14 protein-coding genes and 5 pseudogenes are annotated in these 18652 nt (G+C 67.8%); 14 read left to right on the forward strand and 5 right to left on the reverse strand.

Translation table 11 applies throughout. The features are described 5' to 3' along the window. The first annotated feature begins 104 nt into the window (after positions 1 to 104). From OG972_RS40340 to OG972_RS40365, 6 genes and pseudogenes are all read left to right on the forward strand, one after another. A pseudogene (locus OG972_RS40340) lies at positions 105 to 1450 on the forward strand (ISL3 family transposase). 428 nt (positions 1451 to 1878) lie between these two features. After that, positions 1879 to 2055: pseudogene (locus OG972_RS40345) on the forward strand (transposase); the annotation flags it as partial. 12 nt (positions 2056 to 2067) lie between these two features. Then, positions 2068 to 3070 (forward strand): annotated as a pseudogene (locus tag OG972_RS40350) (IS3 family transposase); the annotation flags it as partial. A 642-nt stretch (positions 3071 to 3712) separates the two neighbouring features. Continuing rightward, complete coding sequence (locus OG972_RS40355) at positions 3713 to 4144, forward strand: hypothetical protein (RefSeq protein WP_266990045.1); 432 nt, start codon at positions 3713 to 3715, stop codon at positions 4142 to 4144. Between the two features lie 956 nt (positions 4145 to 5100). After that, on the forward strand, positions 5101 to 5937 hold the full coding sequence (locus OG972_RS40360) for an IS5 family transposase (protein WP_266990047.1): 837 nt from the start codon (positions 5101 to 5103) through the stop codon (positions 5935 to 5937). Positions 5938 to 6139: 202 nt separating this feature from the next. Beyond that, positions 6140 to 6976, forward strand: a pseudogene (locus OG972_RS40365) (aldo/keto reductase); the annotation flags it as partial. Positions 6977 to 7242: 266 nt separating this feature from the next. Here OG972_RS40365 and OG972_RS40370 read toward each other — a convergent pair. After that, complete coding sequence (locus OG972_RS40370) at positions 7243 to 8112, reverse strand: helix-turn-helix domain-containing protein (protein ID WP_266990049.1); 870 nt, start codon at positions 8110 to 8112, stop codon at positions 7243 to 7245. Positions 8113 to 8267: 155 nt separating this feature from the next. On the opposite strand from OG972_RS40370, the gene OG972_RS40375 reads away from it, so the two are divergent. Genes OG972_RS40375 through OG972_RS40395 form a run of 5 tightly spaced genes read left to right on the forward strand, consistent with a single transcriptional unit; the run spans position 8268 to position 11883 of the window. Further along, entirely contained in the window at positions 8268 to 8606 is a 339-nt protein-coding gene (locus OG972_RS40375; protein ID WP_266990051.1) for a carboxymuconolactone decarboxylase family protein, read from the forward strand. A 32-nt stretch (positions 8607 to 8638) separates the two neighbouring features. Then, positions 8639 to 9481 carry an SDR family oxidoreductase gene (locus OG972_RS40380; protein ID WP_266990053.1) on the forward strand — a complete coding sequence of 281 codons (843 nt, stop codon included), beginning with the start codon at positions 8639 to 8641 and terminating at the stop codon, positions 9479 to 9481. Between the two features lie 33 nt (positions 9482 to 9514). After that, positions 9515 to 9937 carry a cupin domain-containing protein gene (locus OG972_RS40385; RefSeq protein WP_266990055.1) on the forward strand — a complete coding sequence of 141 codons (423 nt, stop codon included), beginning with the start codon at positions 9515 to 9517 and terminating at the stop codon, positions 9935 to 9937. A 42-nt stretch (positions 9938 to 9979) separates the two neighbouring features. Beyond that, positions 9980 to 10630 carry a zinc-binding alcohol dehydrogenase family protein gene (locus tag OG972_RS40390; protein ID WP_266990057.1) on the forward strand — a complete coding sequence of 217 codons (651 nt, stop codon included), beginning with the start codon at positions 9980 to 9982 and terminating at the stop codon, positions 10628 to 10630. Then, positions 10627 to 11883 carry a M20 family metallopeptidase gene (locus OG972_RS40395; RefSeq protein WP_266990059.1) on the forward strand — a complete coding sequence of 419 codons (1257 nt, stop codon included), beginning with the start codon at positions 10627 to 10629 and terminating at the stop codon, positions 11881 to 11883. Before OG972_RS40390 ends, OG972_RS40395 begins: the two co-directional genes overlap by 4 nt. A 374-nt stretch (positions 11884 to 12257) precedes the next feature. On the opposite strand, the gene OG972_RS40400 is transcribed toward OG972_RS40395, so the two are convergent. Beyond that, a complete protein-coding gene (locus OG972_RS40400) occupies positions 12258 to 12782 on the reverse strand; it encodes a glycoside hydrolase family 20 zincin-like fold domain-containing protein (protein WP_266990061.1) in 525 nt (174 codons plus the stop codon). Positions 12783 to 13046: 264 nt separating this feature from the next. Between OG972_RS40400 and OG972_RS40405 the strand changes: the two genes are divergently transcribed. After that, entirely contained in the window at positions 13047 to 15488 is a 2442-nt protein-coding gene (locus OG972_RS40405; protein WP_266990063.1) for a beta-N-acetylglucosaminidase domain-containing protein, read from the forward strand. An 85-nt stretch (positions 15489 to 15573) separates the two neighbouring features. Here OG972_RS40405 and OG972_RS40410 read toward each other — a convergent pair whose 3' ends face one another. Further along, entirely contained in the window at positions 15574 to 15741 is a 168-nt protein-coding gene (locus tag OG972_RS40410; RefSeq protein ID WP_266990065.1) for a hypothetical protein, read from the reverse strand. A 67-nt stretch (positions 15742 to 15808) separates the two neighbouring features. Continuing rightward, positions 15809 to 15958 (reverse strand): annotated as a pseudogene (locus OG972_RS49680) (winged helix-turn-helix domain-containing protein); the annotation flags it as partial. A 283-nt stretch (positions 15959 to 16241) separates the two neighbouring features. Here OG972_RS49680 and OG972_RS40415 point away from each other — a divergent pair. Beyond that, positions 16242 to 16394 carry a hypothetical protein gene (locus OG972_RS40415; protein ID WP_266990067.1) on the forward strand — a complete coding sequence of 51 codons (153 nt, stop codon included), beginning with the start codon at positions 16242 to 16244 and terminating at the stop codon, positions 16392 to 16394. 111 nt (positions 16395 to 16505) lie between these two features. Then, positions 16506 to 16979: a DUF3995 domain-containing protein gene (locus tag OG972_RS40420; protein ID WP_266990069.1), complete on the forward strand. Its 474-nt coding sequence runs from the start codon at positions 16506 to 16508 to the stop codon at positions 16977 to 16979. Between the two features lie 450 nt (positions 16980 to 17429). On the opposite strand, the gene OG972_RS40425 is transcribed toward OG972_RS40420, so the two are convergent. Next, on the reverse strand, positions 17430 to 18614 hold the full coding sequence (locus OG972_RS40425; protein WP_266990071.1) for an alanine racemase: 1185 nt from the start codon (positions 18612 to 18614) through the stop codon (positions 17430 to 17432). Positions 18615 to 18652 lie beyond the last annotated feature (38 nt).

Genomic DNA, 18652 nt, shown 5'->3' on the forward strand with positions numbered 1-18652 from the left:
TCCGGCGGCGCCATCCGTCGGCTCTTCTCTGCGGCACCGCTCTGGTGCCCAGCCCGATTATGGCTCCGGCGCCCGATATGTAGTTCTCTCCGGGAGACCTCGACGTGCTCGACGCTACCCCCACGACCGCTTTCGCCTGTCCTGAGCTGACCACGTTCTGTCGGCTCGACGAGCTGGTTCTGGAGGTCACCGGGGAGCGGCTCGAGCCCGATCGTGCGGTGCTGGCGTGTCGGGTCGTCGAGCCCGGCGATTCGATCGACCGGTGGTGTCGACGTTGCGGGCTCTAGGGCATGGCGCGGGACACGGTGACCCGGGAGTTGGCGCACGAGCCGCTGGGCTGGTGTCCCACGGTCCTCGAGGTCACGATCCGCCGGTACCCGTGTATCGACTGCGGGCACGTGTGGCGACAGGACACCAGCGCCGCGGCCGAACCACGAGCCAAGCTGTCGCGGCGGGCGCTGCGGTGGTCCCTGGAGGCCATCATGTGCCAGCACCTGACCGTAGCGCGGGTCGCCGAAGGGCTCGACGTGTCGTGGAACACCGCCAACGACGCGGTACTGGCCGAAGGCAAGCGTGTCTTGATCGACGATGTCGACCGGTTCGACGGCGTCACCGCGATCGGCATCGACGAACACGTGTGGCGCCACACCAGGCGTGGCGACAGGTACGTCACCGTGGTCATCGACCTCACCCCGATCCGTGAGGGCACCGGCCCCGCCCGTCTGCTCGACATGGTCGAGGGCCGCTCCAAGCAGGCGTTCAAGACCTGGCTGAGTGACCCACGGCTTGGCGCGACGCCGTGGAGGTGGTCGCGATGGACGGGTTCACCGGATTCAGGACCGCCGCCGCCGAAGAGCTCCCCGAGGCGGTCGCGGTCATGGATCCCTTCCACGTGGCCCTCCTGGCCGGCAAGGCGCTCGATGAGTGCCGGCGTCGGGTCCAGCAGGCCATCCATGGCCACCGCGGCCGCACCGGTGACCCGCTCTACGCCGCACGGCGGGTCCTGCACACCGGCGTCGACCTGCTCACCGACAGGCAGGTCGACCGACTCGCCGACCTGTTCGACATCGACGTCCACGGCGAGGCCCACGTCGAGGTCGAGGTCGAGGCCACCTGGGGCATCTACCAGCGACTGGTCGCGGCATACCGTGAACCCGACCGGGGCCAAGGCAAGCAGCTGATGCAGCAGCTGATCGACTCGATCAGCACCGGCGTCCCTGCCGCGCTGACCGAGGTCACCACGCTCGGTCGGACCCTGAAGAAGCGAGCCGCCGACGTGCTGGCCTACTTCGACCGACCCGGCACGTCCAACGGTCCAACCGAGCCCATCAACGGACGACTCGAACACCTACGCGGCTCCGCCCTCGGGTTCCGCAACCTCACCAACTACATCGCCCGATGCCTGCTCGAGACCGGCGGCTTCAGGCCCCAACTACACCCTCAAACATGAAGAGCCCCTTTTCCCCGTCAAGTTGGTTGAACGTGCCCAGGCTGAAATCTCCGTACCGGAGCAATTCGCCGATCGTCGCCCATACGGCCGCGCCATGCATTGCACCTTCGCCTTTATAGCGGCGCGACACTCCGGGACGGCCGCTCGGCATGCGCGGACTTGGAAATCGTGCTTAAGCTCGTCCGCGGCAGATGCCTTGTGTGCTGCCGACCCATCGTGACCTGTGGCGAGACCCCGTGTAAAGCGCCTCAGGGGGTCCCTGCGGCCTCGCTCAACTCAGGTCGGCAAGAGGTGTAGTTGTGCATCAATGGACACGACGCGAGGACGAAAGGCTACTCACGGGAAAGGGCCGCTACGGGGCCTCCCCCCTGATCGTGGACATCTCGGAGGCTGGATCATGAGTGGTCCAGGGAGAAGAGGGGTCCCGAGTGGGGACATGCAGGTATCCGGCGGAGTTCCGGGCTGACGCGGTGGCGTTGGTGCACTCGTCCGACCGTCCGGTGTCACGCATCGCCGAGGAGCTGGGCGTGAACGCGGAGACGCTGCGACAGTGGGTGAAGAAGGCCGCGGACACGGCCGAGCACTCCCAAAGCTCGCCACCTGCGGTGGCGGCGCCGGCCCAGTCGGCGAAGGATACGGAGATCACCCGGCTGCGGCGGCAGGTCCGTGAGCTGGAGATGGAACGGGACATATTGCGGCGGGCCGCGAAGTATTTCGCGAAGGACAACTGGTGAGTCGCTTCAGTTCGTCGAGGACCACCGCGGCGCCTTCGGCGTCAAGCGACTGTGCCGGGTACTGGAATGCTCCCGATCCGGCTTCTACCGCTGGCTGGCCGGCGCCGAGGCCCGCTTCGCGCGGCAGCTGGCGGACGCCGAGCTGGCCGAGCACATCCATCGCATCCACACCGACTCGGACGGCACCTACGGCTCCCCGCGGGTGGCGGCCGAGCTGGCGGACGCCGGAGTGCGGGTCAACCACAAGCGGGTGGAACGGGTCATGCGGGCCTTTGGCATCGTCGGGGTGCATCTTCGCAAGAAGGTCCGCACCACGATTCCGGAGCCGTCCGCGACGCCAGTGCCCGATCTGCTGCGACGCGACTTCACCGCGCCGGAACCCAACACCCGCTACGTCGGCGACATCACGTATCTCCCGGTGAGAGACGGTCAATTCCTTTACCTGGCCACGGTGTTGGATCTGTGCTCGAAACGGCTGGCGGGCTGGTCGATCGCCGGCCACATGCGCACCGAGCTGGTCACCGACGCGCTGAAGGCCGCCGCCTTGACGCGAGGCGGCAGCCTGGACGGAGCGATCTTCCACAGCGACAACGGAGCGCAATATGCCTCGAAGGACTTCGCGCAGGTCTGCGCGGACCTGGGCGTGATCAGATCCCGCGGAGCCGTCGGCACGAGTGCGGACAACGCCGCCGCCGAATCCTTCAACGCGAGCCTGAAGAGGGAGATCCTCCAAGGCCGAAACAGCTGGTCAGGACCGCGAGAGGCCCGCCTCGCCGTATTCCGGTGGGTCACCCGATACAACACCAGAAGGAGGCACTCCAGCATCGGCCAGATCAGTCCGATCGCCTACGAACAGAGATCCATTACGCTGACCACGGCCGCATAGGAATCGATGTCCACGATCCAGGGGGAAGCCCCAAGTGTGCGACTCGATGGCCGCCAGGCGTGATCTTTGCATGGCAGGCTTGCCGCCGGTAAGGGACCCGGGCTCACGCTCCGTGTGTACGCGCACCTGATGCCCTGTGTACGCGCACCTGATGCCCTCCAGCCAGGAACGTACACGCACGAAAGTGGCCGCTGTCTTCGATACGGCCCGATCAAGCACCTGACGACCCAGCGACGGCCCCACCTGAGGCGCGAGCACCGCTTTAGGAGCGAGGTGGGGCGAGTTGACGCCTGACCTGCTGAACGCAGGCTTCGGCGTCTGCTGGCTTTGGCCCCCGCAGGCAGCCGCAGTTCCCCGTGAGTCCCCGCCCGATCTGGCGCGGTTGTGGCACGGTCCACCGCACGAACCTGTGCATGGGAGGCTGGCCGCACGCGCTCACGCGCGCAGCCTGTCGATGAAGTTGAACATGTTCAGTAATGCTGGCAAGGTGACGAGTACGTGTTCGACGACTGGTCGAACCGCAGTCGTTCGTGGTGCCGAGACGGGGGTCGGATCGTGAAGACCAAGCCACCTAGCCTGGCAAGGTGCCGGGCCGTGAGTCTTGTCGCCTGCCTGCTCGCATTGGTGGGATGCAATCCACACATGTATGACGAGGTACCCGCACTGCGTGACGCGAAGAGGGCGGACATTGCGGGTTCGTGGCGCTGCGTCGACCACACCGAGGTCACTCTCCGGCCTGATGGCAAGGCCGTCATCCGCCTCCTGGACGGGCAGGAATTCGACTTCGACGACAGGTGGCGGCTGTCGGGCATGGGGACATGGGAGTTGACCGACGAGCGCATGGGATGGAACGACGGTCAGCATGTCCGCATGGCTCTCACCTCGCGCACGGCATCGGCCACTCGCGCGCCGGATCCGGCTGAGCCGCTCGACGAGCCGGCCGAACGTGCCCCGGCACCTGTGGCCTACACGTGGACGTTCGAGTTGCGGCGCGACAACAGGGAGGAGCTGGAGCTCTATTTCTTCTTCGGCGACCCCGACTCCCGCAGTACATACGTCCTGACGAGAGAGTAGCCATAGCCCACCCGACCCCGGAAGGGTCAGCGGGACCCGGCCGGTCGCCAGCGTCGCAACCCTATGCCGACAGGGTTACGGCGGCTACGAACGCCAGAGGGAGAGTACCGGCGCGGGCGGTGGAGTCTCAACGGCCAAGTCAAGCCAGGGCCCTCCTCCGCCAGGTTGAGGGCCCCCGGCTGGCCGCAGGACTTGAACCTGTGGCCGCATCCTTATCAGGTCGATCGCGGCACTCCATCAACGTCGCTCAAGGCACTGCGCCCTGCGCTCGTCTGGCTCTTGAGGTTCCGGGTTGGCCGTCGCTGTCCGTGCTTGTTGATGTCAGGAGTTGATGTCAGGATCCGGCTCGGTAACCCATGGCCAGGCACCTCGGGGGGATCGCATGGAGCTGAACGACATACAACCGGCAACGCCACGGCGTCGTATCGGCGTGTATGCCACTGGCTGGATCGTCGTCTCGTTGTTCTTGCTGGCCGGTGCTGGCTGGGGGGCCATGGACTGGGCCGCTGCCCTGGGCAAGGGAGCGGCTGGGACATTGCAGATCGACGAGTGCGGGATGAAGTCTGGCTCCCGAGGAACCAAGAACCGGGTTTGTGCGGGCACATTTCGCTCAGCCACTGGTGTGATCGATAGCCACGCCGAGGTGCCGTCACAAAACAAGGTTGGCGATCGTGTAGCTGTGACCCGAACACTCATCGGCGAGTACATACAGCAGGACGGGCAGTCTGCTGCTGGAGCTGCGGCTCGGACGCTGATCTTCAGTGCCGGGGGTGTCGGTTGTGGCATAGCTGGCGGAAGGTACGTTCGTCGCCTCGTCAGGTAACCGCAACCTGTGATCGAGGTCGGCGGAGCGGCTTCGGGGCGAGCGATCATGGCCCCTTAAGGACTCCTAACGGAATGAAGCCGGGGAATGACTATGCGTCAGATTCTGTTCCTTCTGCATCGGTACGAGTTGGGTGTGCGAGGCGGCTACTGGGACGGTCAGGCGCAAGCCGTGGGAGATCGAGGATGGGTTGTGGGAGCGGATCGAGCCGCTGCTGCCGGTGGTGGAGCGGCGCTTCCGGTACCCCGGACGCAAGCGGCTTGACCAGCGCAAAGTCATGTGCGGGATCCTGTTCGTGCTGTACACCGGGATCCGTTGGGAGTTCCTGCCGCAGGAACTGGGCTTCGGCTCGGGGATGACCTGCTGGCGGCGGCTGCGGGACTGGAACGAGGCGGGAGTGTGGCAGCAACTGCACGAACTCCTGCTCGCCGAACTGCGCGCCGGCGACGTACTCGACCTGTCCCGCGCCTCCGTCGACGGCTCCCACCTGCGGGCCTTGAAGGGCGGAGACGCCACCGGGCGCTCGCCGGTGGACCGGGGCAAGACAGGCAGCAAGCACCACGTCATCGTCGACGCTCACGGCATCCCGCTGGCCGCCACCGTGACCGGCGGCAACCGCAACGACGTCACCCAGCTCCTGCCCCTGATCCACGCCGTGCCGCCGATCCGCGGCAAGCGCGGACGACCCCGCCGGCGCCCCGACGTGCTCTACGCCGACCGCGGCTACGACCACGACATTTACCGCCGCCAGGTCCGCGAGCTGGGCATTCGTCCGCTCATCGCCCGTCGCGGCACCGAGCACGGCAGCGGCCTGGGCAGGAACCGCTGGGTCGTGGAGGCAGCCTTCGCCCTCCTGCACTGGTTCCGCCGACTGCGCATCCGCTGGGAGATCCGCGCCGACATCCACCAAGCGTTCCTCACTCTCGGCTGCGCGATCATCTGCTGGCGACGCCTCAAAACCTCATTCTGATCTGAGTCCTAAGCCTTCGGCGAGTCGGGCAGTCTGTGGACCTGCTCCCTGATCTGCATCAACCCACCACTCTCCCCAGCTCCCATCCCGTCCGCCTTCGGCCCACACATCGTGGAGCGGGCGTGGTTCAGGGCGTCAAGGTGGAGCGCGCCACTGTACGAACGACCTTGACGCCCTGGGCCGCGACTGCTCGGCTCTGCCTGAGATCGTCGGCAAGGCCCTCAAGAACCGACGCGATGACGTGGTCCTCGCCACCAAGTTCTTCATGCCGATGAGCCAGGACGACCCCAACCAGCGGGGAGGCTCAAGGCGCTGGATCATCCGCGAGGTCGAGAACTCCCTGCGCCGGCTGGGAACCGACCACATCGACCTCTACCAGGTCCACCGCCCCAGCCCCGACACGGACGTGGCCGAGACCCTCGGTGCCCTCTCCGACCTCGTGCACCAGGGCAAGATCCGCTACATCGGCTCATCCTCGTACTCCGGCTCCCAGATCGTCGAGGCCCAGTGGGTCTCGCGGGAGCGGCATCTGGAGCGGTTCGTGACCGAGCAGCCGCCGTATTCGATCCTGGTCCGCGGCATCGAGGAGGACGTGCTGCCCACCGTGCGCCGCCACGGCATGGGCACCCTCACCTACAGCCCACTCTCCGGCGGCTGGCTGTCGGGCCGCTACCGCAAGAACGCCACCGAGGGCCCCGCCTCCGCGGCACGCCCCCAGGCCCGCTTCGACATGAGCACCCCCGCCAACCAGCGCAAGCTCGACGCCGTCGAACAACTCGCGCTCCTGGCGGAGAAGGCGGGTCTCACACTGATCGAGCTGGCCGTCGCCTTCGTCATCAACCACCCCGGCGTCACCTCGGCGATCATCGGACCGCGGACCATGGACCAGTTGAAGGCGTTCTTGCCCGCCGCCGACGTCACGCTGTCGTCCGACTTGCTCGACGCCATCGACGAGATCGTCGCGCCCGGCGTTACGGTCAACCCGGTCGACAACAGCTACGGCGACTTCGAGCTGCGCGGCGATCAGCGACGCCGCTGACGCGTTCCGGACTGGCCGGTCACGTCGGCCGGCCGCACCGACCTCACGCGACCACGGGAGGCGCACTCTGACGTCCTGGCACACCGGCCGGCGGCAATACGGACAGCTCATCCGGTCCTGCCCCGTACCTCGGCCGACGTCTCACCGCTGCCACGGATCCGCAGACTCTGCTCGTCTACGGGGTCGAGCCGATCACGGGTGTGCTCCGCAGAGCGGCACGAGCGTCATAGCCAGTACGTGGGGCGGCATGACCACGGTGGGTGGCCTCACTCGGCTGGTTCTGCGGTGGCCTGTTGCTGGTCTGCGGCCCAGGAGGCGAGGATGCGCAGGCCGTCGTGGGTGGGGGATCCGACTTCGGCGGTCCAGACGACGAGTTGCTGGTCGGGATCGGTGCTGGCGGTGAGGGTGTCCCAGTCCAGGGAGAGCTCGCCGGCGACGGGATGGTTGAGGACCTTTGTGCCCACGCTGAGGGTGGCAACATGGTGTGCGGCCCACCACTGGCGGAAGTCCTCGTCCTGTACGCACAGTTCACCGACCAGAGCGGTCAGACGTGGATCGTCCGGGTACTTCGCCACCTCCATGCGCAATTGCGCAACTGCGGTCCGTGCGACGCTTTTCCAGTCGGCATACAGGGTGCGCATCGCCGGGTCGGTGAAAAGGATCCGCACGTAATTACGGTGCTTTTCCGGGACGGCGGCGAAGTCGGTGATGAGCGCCGCCGCGAGGGGGTTCCAGGCGATGACGTCCATGCGGCGGCCCATCACGATGGCGGGCGTGGCGGTGAGGTCGTCCAGGACTCTGTGCAGCTGGGGCTGGACCTTCTGCCGGGCGCGCCGGCGCGGCTTGGCCGTCTCTCTTCCGGCCAGGGAGAACAGGTAGCTGCGCTGGTCGTCGTCCAGTTGGAGTGCCTGGGCCACTGCTTCCAGCACCGGCGCCGAGGCAGGCAGGCGGCCCTGTTCGAGGCGGGTGTAGTAGTCCGTGGAGATCGCGGCGAGCTGGGCGACCTCTTCCCTGCGCAGCCCGGCGACGCGGCGCGGCCTGCCGCTGTCGGACAGGCCCGCGGCGCGCGGACTCAGCTGGGCCCGGCGGGCCTTGAGGAATTCGCCTAGCTCGTTCAGATGCGGTGTCCCACTCATGCGTCCAGTGTCGCAGCGGAAGCGCCCGGCGTGAGGGGGAAGGATTCTTCCCAGGATGTTCCTTTCCCTGGAACAAATCCTCCTCTGCACGGACGCGCGCATGGGTGCAAGCCTGGAATGGAGCCGGACAGGAAAAAGTGGAAGGAAAGAGCAGCATGCCGGAAAACAAATCCGCGGCACAGCGGGCCGTCGGCGACATCGCCTCCAAGCTCGCCGACCTCACCGATCAGGTGCTGTTCGGCGACATCTGGGAACGTGGCGGCCTGTCTGCACGGGATCGCAGCCTGGTCACCGTCGCGGCGCTGATCGCCCTGTACCGCACTGACCAGCTCGGCTTCCATCTCAAGCTGGCTCTGGAGAACGGGCTGAGCAGGGACGAGCTGAGCGAGGCCATCACCCACCTGGCGTTCTACGCCGGCTGGCCCAATGCCATGGGCGCCGCCTGCCAGCTGAAGGCCGTCCTGGCGTCCGTCGACACCACACAGGACCACTGACACCCCTCTTCACGCAGGAGCACCCCCTTCTCATGAGCAAGGTCATCTTCGTCACCGGTGCGGGCCGCGGCCTGGGCACCGACCTCGCCCGCCAGGCCCTGGCCGTCGGCAACCAGGTCGTCGCCACGGGGCGCCGCCCCGAAAGCGTCCTCGAGTCGCTCGGCGGCGAGCAGGACAACCTGCTGGTCACCGCCTTGGACATCACCAGCGCCGACGCCGCGCAGGCGGCCGTCGACGCCGCCGTGAACCGGTTCGGCCGCATCGACGTACTGATCAACAACGCCGCGAGCTTCCAGGCCGGCTATTTCGAGGAGATCTCCGACGCCCAGATGCGGGCCCAGATCGAGACGAACCTGTTCGGCCCGATGAACATCACCCGCGCCGTCCTGCCCGTCATGCGCACCCAGCGCTCCGGGCACGTCGTCACGATCTCCTCGATCGCCGGGCTGGTCGGCCAGGAGTTCTGCGTCGCCTACGCCGCCTCCAAGTTCGGCGTCGAGGGCTGGATGGAGTCCCTGCGCTACGACGTCGAGCCGTACGGCATCAACACCACGATCGTCGAGCCCGGCTTCTTCCGCACCGAACTCCTGGTGGACGCCTCCACCAACTGGGCGGAACTGTCCATCGACGACTACACCGAGCGCACCAAGACCACCAAGGCGATGTGGCAGTCGATGAACGGCAGGCAGGCCGGCGACCCCGCCAAGCTCGCCGACGCCCTGCTGAAGGTCATCGCCCTGGACACCCCGCCGCTCCGGTTCGTCGCCGGGGACGACGCCATCCCCACCGCCGAGGCCAAGGGCCAGGAGATCACCGCTCAGGCCACCGCCTCCCGCACCCTGGGCACCGGCCTCGCCCACCCCGACGCCGCCTGACCCAGGCACCCGATACGCACCAAGGAGCACGTCATGGAATTCGTCAAGCCTCAGCCCACCGGCAAGGGCCCTGAGGACTGGTTCACCGGAGACGTCTGGTTCGACGTCATCCACGCCGGCCAGGAGCCCTCCCGCATCCGCGCCAACATGGTGCGCTTCGCCCCCGACGCCCGCACCGCATGGCACCACCACGCCGTCGGCCAGACCCTCCACGTCGTCGCCGGCATCGCCCTGATCGGCACCCGCGACGGCACCGTCTACGCCGCCCACCCCGGCGAGACCGTCACCTGCCCGCCCGGCGAGGAGCACTGGCACGGCGCCACCGAGGACCGCTTCATGCAGCACCTCGCCCTGTGGGACGCCACCGCCCCCGATGACGACCGCCCGGAGACGACCTGGCTGGAACACGTCACCGACGCCCAGTACCAGGCCCCACGCACCCGCAACAGCCACTGACCCCGTCCGCACGCGAAGGAGCACCCGATCACGACCGCGACGATGACCGCCCTCTTCGGCGGCACCGGACCCCACTGGACCCCGCGCCAGGTCCCCGTCCCCCAGCCGGGCCCCGGTCAGATCGTGGTGCGCGCGCACGCCGTGGCGCTCAACAACGCCGACGCCGCCATGCTGGAAGCTGCCGACCCCACCGCGGGAGGCAACGGCAACGAATACCAGGCCGGCTACCAATTCGCCGGTGAGGTCACCGCCGTCGGCGAAGGCGTCGACACCACCACCGTGGGCCGGCGCGTGATGGGCACCACCCCCGCGAGCTTCGCCCAGTACGTGCTGGCCGACCACCGGCACGTCCTGCCCATCCCCGACGGCCTCGACGACACCGAAGCCTGCGCGCTGCCCACCGGCCTGCTCACCGAACACGGTGCCCTCATGACCGGCGGCTTCCGCCCCAGCCAGTCGGTGCTGATCACCGGCGCCACCTCCAGCATCGGCCTCATCGGCCTGCAGATCGCCCGCGCCCTGGGCACAGGCCAGATCATCGCCACCACCCGCAGCGCCGCCAAGCACGACCTGCCCAACAGCCTGGACTGGCAGCCCCACTCCAGACTTGCCTCGACGATGCGGCGCCGCTCCGATCCCGCCACCCCAACCGGGGGAGAAGAGCAGTCCCACCCGCCCAAGGAGTCATCATGACCGACCGTGCCCCCACCGTGCTGGCCGGCCTCGACGGCATCCGCTCCAACCTCGAGGACATCTACAAGGACCTGCACCGACACCCCGAACTCGGCCTGCAGGAGCACCGCACCGCGAAGAAGGCGTCCGACGCCCTGCGGGCCTTCGGCTACGACGTCACTGACGGCATCGGCGGCACCGGCGTGATCGGTGTCCTGGCCAACGGCGACGGCCCGACAGTCATGGCCCGCGCCGACATGGACGCCCTTCCGGTACGCGAACAGACCGGCCTGCCCTACGCCTCCACCGTGACCGCCACCGGTCCGGACGGCACCGACCAGCCGGTCATGCACGCCTGCGGACACGACGTGCACGTGACCTGCCTGATCGGCTGCGCACAGCTGATGGCTCAGGCCCAGCACGCCTGGCGGGGCACCTTCGTGGTGCTCTTCCAGCCCTCGGAGGAGAACGGCGACGGCGCCGACGCCATGATCGACGACGGTCTGACGTCCCGCTCGCCCCGGCCCGACGCGGTGCTCGCCCAGCACGTCCTGCCCTATCCGGCCGGCTACGTCGGCACCCGCCCCGGGTCGTTTCTGTCGGCCGCGGACAGCCTGCGCATCACCGTCCACGGACGAGGGGCGCACGGTTCCATGCCCCAGGCCGCGGTCGACCCCGTCGTAATTGCCGCGATGATCGTCGTACGCCTGCAGACCATCGTCTCGAGGGAACTGGCCGCCACCACCCCCGCCGTGGTCACCGTGGGCAGCATCCACGCCGGTACCGGCCCGAACATCATCCCTGACAGCGCCGTCATCCAGCTCAACGTCCGCACCTACGACGACGCCTCGCGCACCCAGGTCCTGGAGGCGATCGAACGGATCGTCAAAGCCGAGTGCAAGGCGTCCCGCTCGCCCAGGGCGCCCGAGATCGAGCGGACCACATCCTTCCCGCCCACCGTCAACGACGAGGCGCCGACCCGGCGCGTCGCCGACGCGTTCGCCGCCCACTTCGGCGACGACGCACACACCATCGACCTGCAGACCGCCAGCGAGGACATGAGCGAGATCCCCAACGCGTTCGGCACGCAGTTCACCTACTGGGGCATCGGCGGCATCGACCCCGACCGCTACGCCGAGGCCGCCAAGAACGGCACCATCGCCCAGGACATCCCGGTCAACCACAGCCCCACCTTCGCCCCCGTCATCCAGCCCACCCTGGACACCGGCGTCAGCGCCATGACCGTGGCCGCCCTCGCCTGGCTCGGCACCTGACACAAGCCCGGCCGTCTGCGGCGCAGGCACGGCAGGCGGTGATCCACACCGGAGCCGGGTTACTCGGAGCCAGACCGTGACACAGCAGTAGATCATGAGGTCCCCATGCCCGGAGCGGTGACGAGCTTCTTTTGCGTGTGGTTACCCGACCTAAAAGCAGCGACTACGGGGCTCAGTGAAAGCCGTCGCCGGTGTTCCTGGCCGCGGATCCCAGCGGATCGGACGGCAATCCGGCCCAGCGCGCAGTCTGCCGACCACTCATGCACTCGACCACCCAAGGGCGCCGTCGCAAATCGCGGGCGTCCGCGATGCTGCGCAAGCCCACCGCTCTGGTAGGGCTCCCGATCCAGGCTGCGCTTCGTGAACTCCCCGGGTCAGCAGGCTGGATGGCCGGGATCGGTTCCTGCCCTTCCGGCTTCTGAATATCGGCCCCTACCAATACGGGGCAGGCCTTCGGCGTCGGGAAGGTAGTGGGCGCGCCGGATCACGGGGGTCGATCCGGTGATCAGGCGGACCCTTGTCGGGAAGCGGTCGGCGAAGCTACCGACGATGTGTTCGGCCCGTTCGCGGGGGCCTTCGAAGACAGTGCGGACCGAGCGCCCGGTCTGCCCCTTCTGCTGCTTGCCGCGACAGCGGGCGTGTTTGCGGCCGACGTCGACCATCAGGCCGCGCTGTGTGTACGTGGGCCAGTCGGTGATGCGGCCGCTCAGCTCGCCCTTTTGGCGGAGGACTTGGAGCAAGGTGCGGGTGCCGTGGAAGACCCCGGCCGCGGAGCTGCCGGTGATCGTCGTGACATCACCGGCCGTCTCGACGCGATACGCCTCGGGGGATGCCGAACCGGGCAGGGATCGTGGGTGGCGCGGATGTGTCCCCGGCCCCCGATGCGTACCCTGCGGCACGCCTCACCTCGGCGGACGCCCGAGCGGCACCCCTGACGCCGCTGAGCAGGGCCGACGTGGTGAGCGCGCCGCAGGGTACGGCCGACCTGCGGTTGATCACAGAGCTCTCCCTTCATCGTGTTTGCCTTGGACTCCGTGGTTGGCTCCAGCGAAACGTAGCGACTCAAGTGGTCTAATCCAATAGGTCGGACCTGTTGACAGTGAACTGAGTTTCAGCAGTAACCTTTTGAGGTCGTCTTGGTCTAGACCACCTTGGAGATTTTCATGGCGAGACGCAGGATCACCACCGGAATGTTCGCAATAGCAAGTGTCATGGTGCTCGGGGTGCTGCCGCACGCCGCCAGTGCCCAGTCGGTCCCGGACGCGGCCTCGGCCGACGCCGGCCCCCTGCCGCCGGTTTCCCCCACCCCGCAGTCCATCTCCCGCGCCGGACGCGACGCGACCGTAACGGGCCGGGTGCTCGTGGTCGCGGACGACCACACGGACGCGGCCGCCCGTGACCGGCTGATCCGCGAAATGAAGAAGCACGGCGCCGCGCGTGTCGATGTCGTCGCCCCCGGCGAAGTCCCCTCGAGTGCAGCCGGTTTGCTCACCATCAGGCTCGGATCCGCCGAACGCCCGGACATCGCACGCGCGCTGGGTGACACCGCCGTGTCCGACCACGCCGAGGGTTACGCCCTGCGCGTGTCGGGACAGGCTTCGCACCAGCAGATCGCCCTCGGGGGCACGGACGCGACGGGCCAGTTCTACGCGGTGCAGACACTGCGTCAGCTCTTCCAACGCCAGGGCGACGACTGGCAGGTGGCGGGCGCACAGGCGAGCGACTACCCCTCGATGCCGCTGCGCGGCACCATCGAGGGCTTCTACGGCCCGCCGTGGACGACGGCCGAACGCCTGGACCACATGGACTTCCTGGGCGACGTGAAGTCCAACACCTATGTCTACGCGCCTAAGGACGACCCGTACCACCGCGACAAGTGGCGCGAGCCCTACCCAGCGGACAAGCTCGCCGAGCTGAGCGACCTGGTCGGGCGTGCCCGGACGAACCATGTGCGCTTCACCTTCGCCGTCTCGCCCGGCGCGTCCATCTGCTACTCCGACCCCGCCGACACCAAGGCGCTCACCGACAAGCTGCGGGCCATGTACGACGTGGGCGTGCGGTCGTTCTCCATTCCGCTGGACGACATCAGCTACACCCGCTGGAACTGTGCCGGCGACCAGGAGAAGTTCGGCTCACCTGGGCGAGGTCCGGCCGCCCGCGCCCAGGTGAGCCTGCTGAACAAGGTGCAGCGCGACTTCGTCGCCCAGCTGGATGGGGCCAACCCGCTGCAGATGGTGCCCACCGAGTACGGCGATCTGACCGACACCGCGTACAAGGAGACGATCCGTTCCACGCTCGACCCCGCGGTGCAGGTGATGTGGACCGGGACTGACGTGGTGCCGAGGGAGATCACGAACGCCCAGGCGTCCAAGGCCGCCGAACTCTTCGGCCGGAAGGTCTTCGTGTGGGACAACTATCCGGTCAACGACTTCGGCCGGACCGCGGGACGGCTGCTGCTCGCGCCGTACGACAAGCGTGAGCCCGGTCTGTCCGACCACCTCAGCGGCATCGTCTCCAACCCGATGAACCAGGAGGCCGCCAGCAAGCTCGCCGTCTTCACGATGTCGGACTTCTCGTGGAACGACCGGGGTTACGACCGGGCCCGCTCCGGACGCCAGGCCGCTCTCCACATCGCCGCGGGCGACCCCGCTACGGCCGACGCGGTGCAGGTGTTCGTCGATCTCAACCACGCGGCCCCGACCTTCGGTTCCGAGCTGTGGCAGCCCCAGGCGCCGGTGTTCAGTGCCCGGCTGGATCGGTTCTGGCAGGACCACGGAACCGACGCGCGTGGGGCCGTAAGGGAGTTCCGTCCGTATGTTCGCGCGGTCACGCGAGCACCGGCCGTTATCCGGGACGGCGTACCCGACAAGCTGTTCCTCTCCGACGCCTCCCGCTGGCTGGACGCCACGGAACTGTGGGGACGGGCGATGGAGCACGGACTGGACGTCCTCGCCGACATCGATGCCGGGAACGCGGCCAAGGCGGCCGAGGAGCGCGAAGCCATGGACTCCCTTGCCGACGCAGCATCGAAGATCACCGTCGACCCGGCGGAGCACCACCAGCACGGGCAGGTGAAGATCGGTGATCCGTTCATCGAGGACTTCGTGACACGCGTACAGGACCTGCACGACGAGTCCGTGGGGCTGCCGCCGCTCCGTGAGCTCGCCCGTGGCAGGACGGCGACGCAGAGCTCGGACTACGACTGGGGCGGGACGTTCCCCTTCAGCGCCGACAAGTCCGTCGACGGTGACCGCTTCGACTTCTCCACCACCAGCGGCAAGGAGGCGCAGCCGTGGTGGCAGGTCGATCTGGGAGCGAGCGCGAACCTGGAGCGGATCAGGATCTACAACCGGACGGACTGCTGCGCGGGGAGGCTCAAGGACTACTACGTGCTGGTGTCTGACCAGCCCTTCTCCGGAACGCTGGCGGACCAGCTCGGTAAGCCGGGCGTCTGGAGCCACCACGAGACGGACCAGGCCGGGAGCCCCACCACCGTCGAGACCACGGCCAGGGGCCGCTATGTGCGGGTGTGGCTCGCCAGTGCGTCCCCCGTCGAGCTAAACATGGCCGAGGTCGAGGTCTTCGGCCGGGTGAAGGAGGGATGACGCCGCCGGGTCATGCGTCGCACGGATCCCTCGGATCGTACGGATCTCACGCGGTCGAGGCGAGCCGGGCGGCGCCGTGCTGAACCTACGGTTTGGTGATCGCTCCGCTGCGGGCGAGCAGGAGATGGGCCGCGCCCCGCGCGTGCTCCGTGTCCCGCCACGGCGACACGGTGATCTCCAGGTTCCGTAGCGGCTCGATCGTCCCGGCGACGGTCGCGGCCGTGAAGGCCGGGCCGAGGAAGGGCCACAGCACGTGGCTGCGGAACGCGGGGGCGTCCCGTCCCCGAGGCGCGGGGCTCCAGCTCGCGGAGGAATCCTTCGCCGATCAGCCGCCGGGTGTGGTCCGTGACGGTGGCGGCGCCCAGGCTCAGCCGGTGTGCGACCTCCGCCCGGCTGAGCGGCCCGGCCGCGCCGAGCAGCGCCAGGATCTCGGTCTGGATCAGATCCCCATGTGCGGGGCGCTTCGCCATCGCATACCCCCAACTTGTCCGTTGGTGCCCTGAGTTAGAGCCCTTGAGGTCCGACCATAGCGACCCTAGCGTCCCACTTTACTCGGGCCCGAAGAAATCCCGTCGCGCCGTTCGCAGCAGGCCACCCATCCCTGATCGGGTGGCCAAATGAGGAGGTCAAGCGATGCGCTTGCGTGTCGCACAGTGGGTCAGCGTGATGGCAGCGGGAGCGCTCGTTGCGCTCGCCGGATGTGGAGGAGGGTCCGCCGAAGGTTCGGGAGGCACGAAAAGGTCGGATGGATCCGTGACTCTGACCTGGCAGATGTGGGCCAGTGGAGCGGACGAGGAGAAGCAGTTGAAGCACCTCACCGACGACCAACTCGACTCGCTGTGCACCGTGCTGGCCCTGGAGCTCGACGGCGAACTCGACCTCTATCGCACGCACACGCGGGACTAGACGATCAAGTCCGATGTGTTCGGTCGCACGTTGTGGCCGACTGGAAGGTGGGCTTGCTGGTTTCTCGCGACGCTGGTGGCGGCGTGCCGCAGCAGTGGCATGCTCCTCGCTATGTATGAAGATCCGCATGACAAGACAACGCTGGGGTTGTGGGGGCGCATAGCGTGTGCCTGGGCGGTCGCTTTCGCCGTGCTCCATTTTTACTGGGCGCTGGGCGGCAGTTGGGGCCTCAGTGTCTCGGCGGGGCCCTTGGCCGAGGAACGCCCCGGGTGGTTCGTGGTGGTGGGCTTGTGGGGCGTGGGATTGCTGTGCCTTGTCGGCGGTGTGCTGGGATGGCTTCTCGCCAGGCCGCGGCCTCGTGGTCTGGCAGGACGGGTGGTCAAGGCCCTGGGGTGGTGTGTCTGTGCTGTGCTGCTAGTACGTGGCATCGCCGTCGAGGTGCTGCTGCTGACCGACGTTACGGGCTCGGAAATAGACGTAAGCCCGGAACAGCGGCTGTGGACGCTGCTGCTGTGGAATCCCTGGTTCCTGGTCGGTGGTCTCGTCTTTGGTTTGGCCGCACGGAGGTCCCGGACGCACGGATAGCCCGAGTAGCGGTGTCGCCTGACGGTGCGATGGGAAATGCGAACGGGGTGTCCAAGATCGTGGCGTGAACGACGAACTGGACACCCTGCTGACCGCGCTGTACGTGAAGATCGACGACGAACCGGAGACCAACCGATGGATGGGCAGGCTGCCGAAGCTCACCGCCTGAAGAAGCGATCTCCGCTCGGTCAACCGGACCGCGACGCCGGGGTGGATGCCGATGCGATGAGGCAGAGAGGTGGACGAGGCCGGCGGTGTGGGGGCCAGGCCGTGGGGTGGATAACAGCGGCCCCTTCCCCGCCCTGTCTCCGTCATCCGCCACCTGGTGCCTAAGCAATCTCCAGGCGAGGTGGGTACGCCCCCGGTGCCAGAGGGGAGCGTCAGGGACAACTGGTGGCGATGCGCGCGGCCCTCGATCGAGCGGACCGTGTATCCGGTTCAAGCGGCTGATTACCGCGCATGAGCTGCCTCTGTTTTTCTCGCCGACTCGCTGAGCGCTGCGGCGATCGACGATCGGCGGAAGTCGGTGCGCCAGACGTCGATCACATCACCGTGGTCGTTGGTGATGAGGTACTCGGGCCACCGGTCAAATGCCGAGCACGGGTGCGAGACCCCGAACTCGACGACATCCGTCACCTCAAGATTCCATGCGTCGGAGAGCACGGTGTGGTGGTCGTACAGCGCGCGCACACGTCCGCGGACATCGGACTTGTCCTGTCCGGCCGCCGTGCTGGCGGACAGAAGGATCGGCATCTCGGTGTCGTAGGGAAGGTCGCGCTTCCCGGCTCCGACCACGGCGGTGCCGTCCTCGGCGGCGGACACGACGACCGCGCGCACGGCCAGGGCTGGGACGAGGCCGGGAATCGGGCTCACGCGGGCGTAGACGCCGTGATCGTGCGTGACATAGCAACCGGACCTGAGCAACCGGATTGTGCCCGGAACGTCGTCGTCCGTCGGGAGGAAGTCGACGACACGGTCAGGAAAGGCCGATCCGCCCATCGAGTACACGGGGCGGTCGGTCTCGAAGAGTCCGGCGACGTCGAGGTAGACGCCGCGGACCCGGCGGCAGTGTTCGTCCACGGCCGCAAGCGTTTCGTCGGTCCTCGTGTTCGGGGCGACGCCTTCGTACCCGGCGACTCCCACGAGCCGGAGTCCGGGAGCCGCTCGGACGAGCTCCGCTGTGCGGCGGGCCTGCTCCGGGTCGCGGATACCGGTGCGGCCACCCGGGGTGCCGATGTCCAAAAGCACCTCGAGAGCGGGGCCGTGCGCGCCGAACACCTGTTTCGCTGCGGCGATCCCGGCCGCGGAGTCGACGAAGCATCGGATCTTCCGTTCCGGTTCGGCGGTGAGCCAGGCCCGAAGTCGCGCCAGTCCGAATGGATCGACGATCTGGTTCGCGATGAGGACGGTGTTGTGTCCCCAGCCGAGCACGGTCGCGACCTGGTCGACGGTGGCAACGGTGACGCCGACGGCGCCGGCCGCGATCTGTTGTTCGATGATGGGAGCGGACATCGTAGTCTTGACGTGGGGAGCAAGCGCGACGTCATGGGTCTTGCACCAGTCGGCCATGACGTGGATGTTGTGATGGAGGGCGGCGGCGTCGAGACGCAGCTGGGGGTATGCGGCGGGAATCACGGCTGTTCCTTCAGGTGGCTGCTCGGCAGTGCGTCAGC

Source organism: Streptomyces sp. NBC_01669, from assembly GCF_026339735.1.
Lineage (GTDB): Bacteria > Actinomycetota > Actinomycetes > Streptomycetales > Streptomycetaceae > Streptomyces > Streptomyces yanii.

Bases quoted from the DNA above. Each gene is read 5' to 3' on its own strand.
- OG972_RS40420 (WP_266990069.1), top strand. From the start codon at position 16,506: ATGTATGAAGATCCGCATGACAAGACAACGCTGGGGTTGTGGGGGCGC.
- OG972_RS40390 (WP_266990057.1), top strand. From the start codon at position 9,980: ATGACCGCCCTCTTCGGCGGCACCGGACCCCACTGGACCCCGCGCCAG.
- OG972_RS40380 (WP_266990053.1), top strand. From the start codon at position 8,639: ATGAGCAAGGTCATCTTCGTCACCGGTGCGGGCCGCGGCCTGGGCACC.
- OG972_RS40395 (WP_266990059.1), top strand. From the start codon at position 10,627: ATGACCGACCGTGCCCCCACCGTGCTGGCCGGCCTCGACGGCATCCGC.
- OG972_RS40385 (WP_266990055.1), top strand. From the start codon at position 9,515: ATGGAATTCGTCAAGCCTCAGCCCACCGGCAAGGGCCCTGAGGACTGG.
- OG972_RS40375 (WP_266990051.1), top strand. From the start codon at position 8,268: ATGCCGGAAAACAAATCCGCGGCACAGCGGGCCGTCGGCGACATCGCC.
- OG972_RS40405 (WP_266990063.1), top strand. From the start codon at position 13,047: ATGGCGAGACGCAGGATCACCACCGGAATGTTCGCAATAGCAAGTGTC.
- OG972_RS40355 (WP_266990045.1), top strand. From the start codon at position 3,713: ATGTATGACGAGGTACCCGCACTGCGTGACGCGAAGAGGGCGGACATT.
- OG972_RS40370 (WP_266990049.1), bottom strand. From the start codon at position 8,112: ATGAGTGGGACACCGCATCTGAACGAGCTAGGCGAATTCCTCAAGGCC.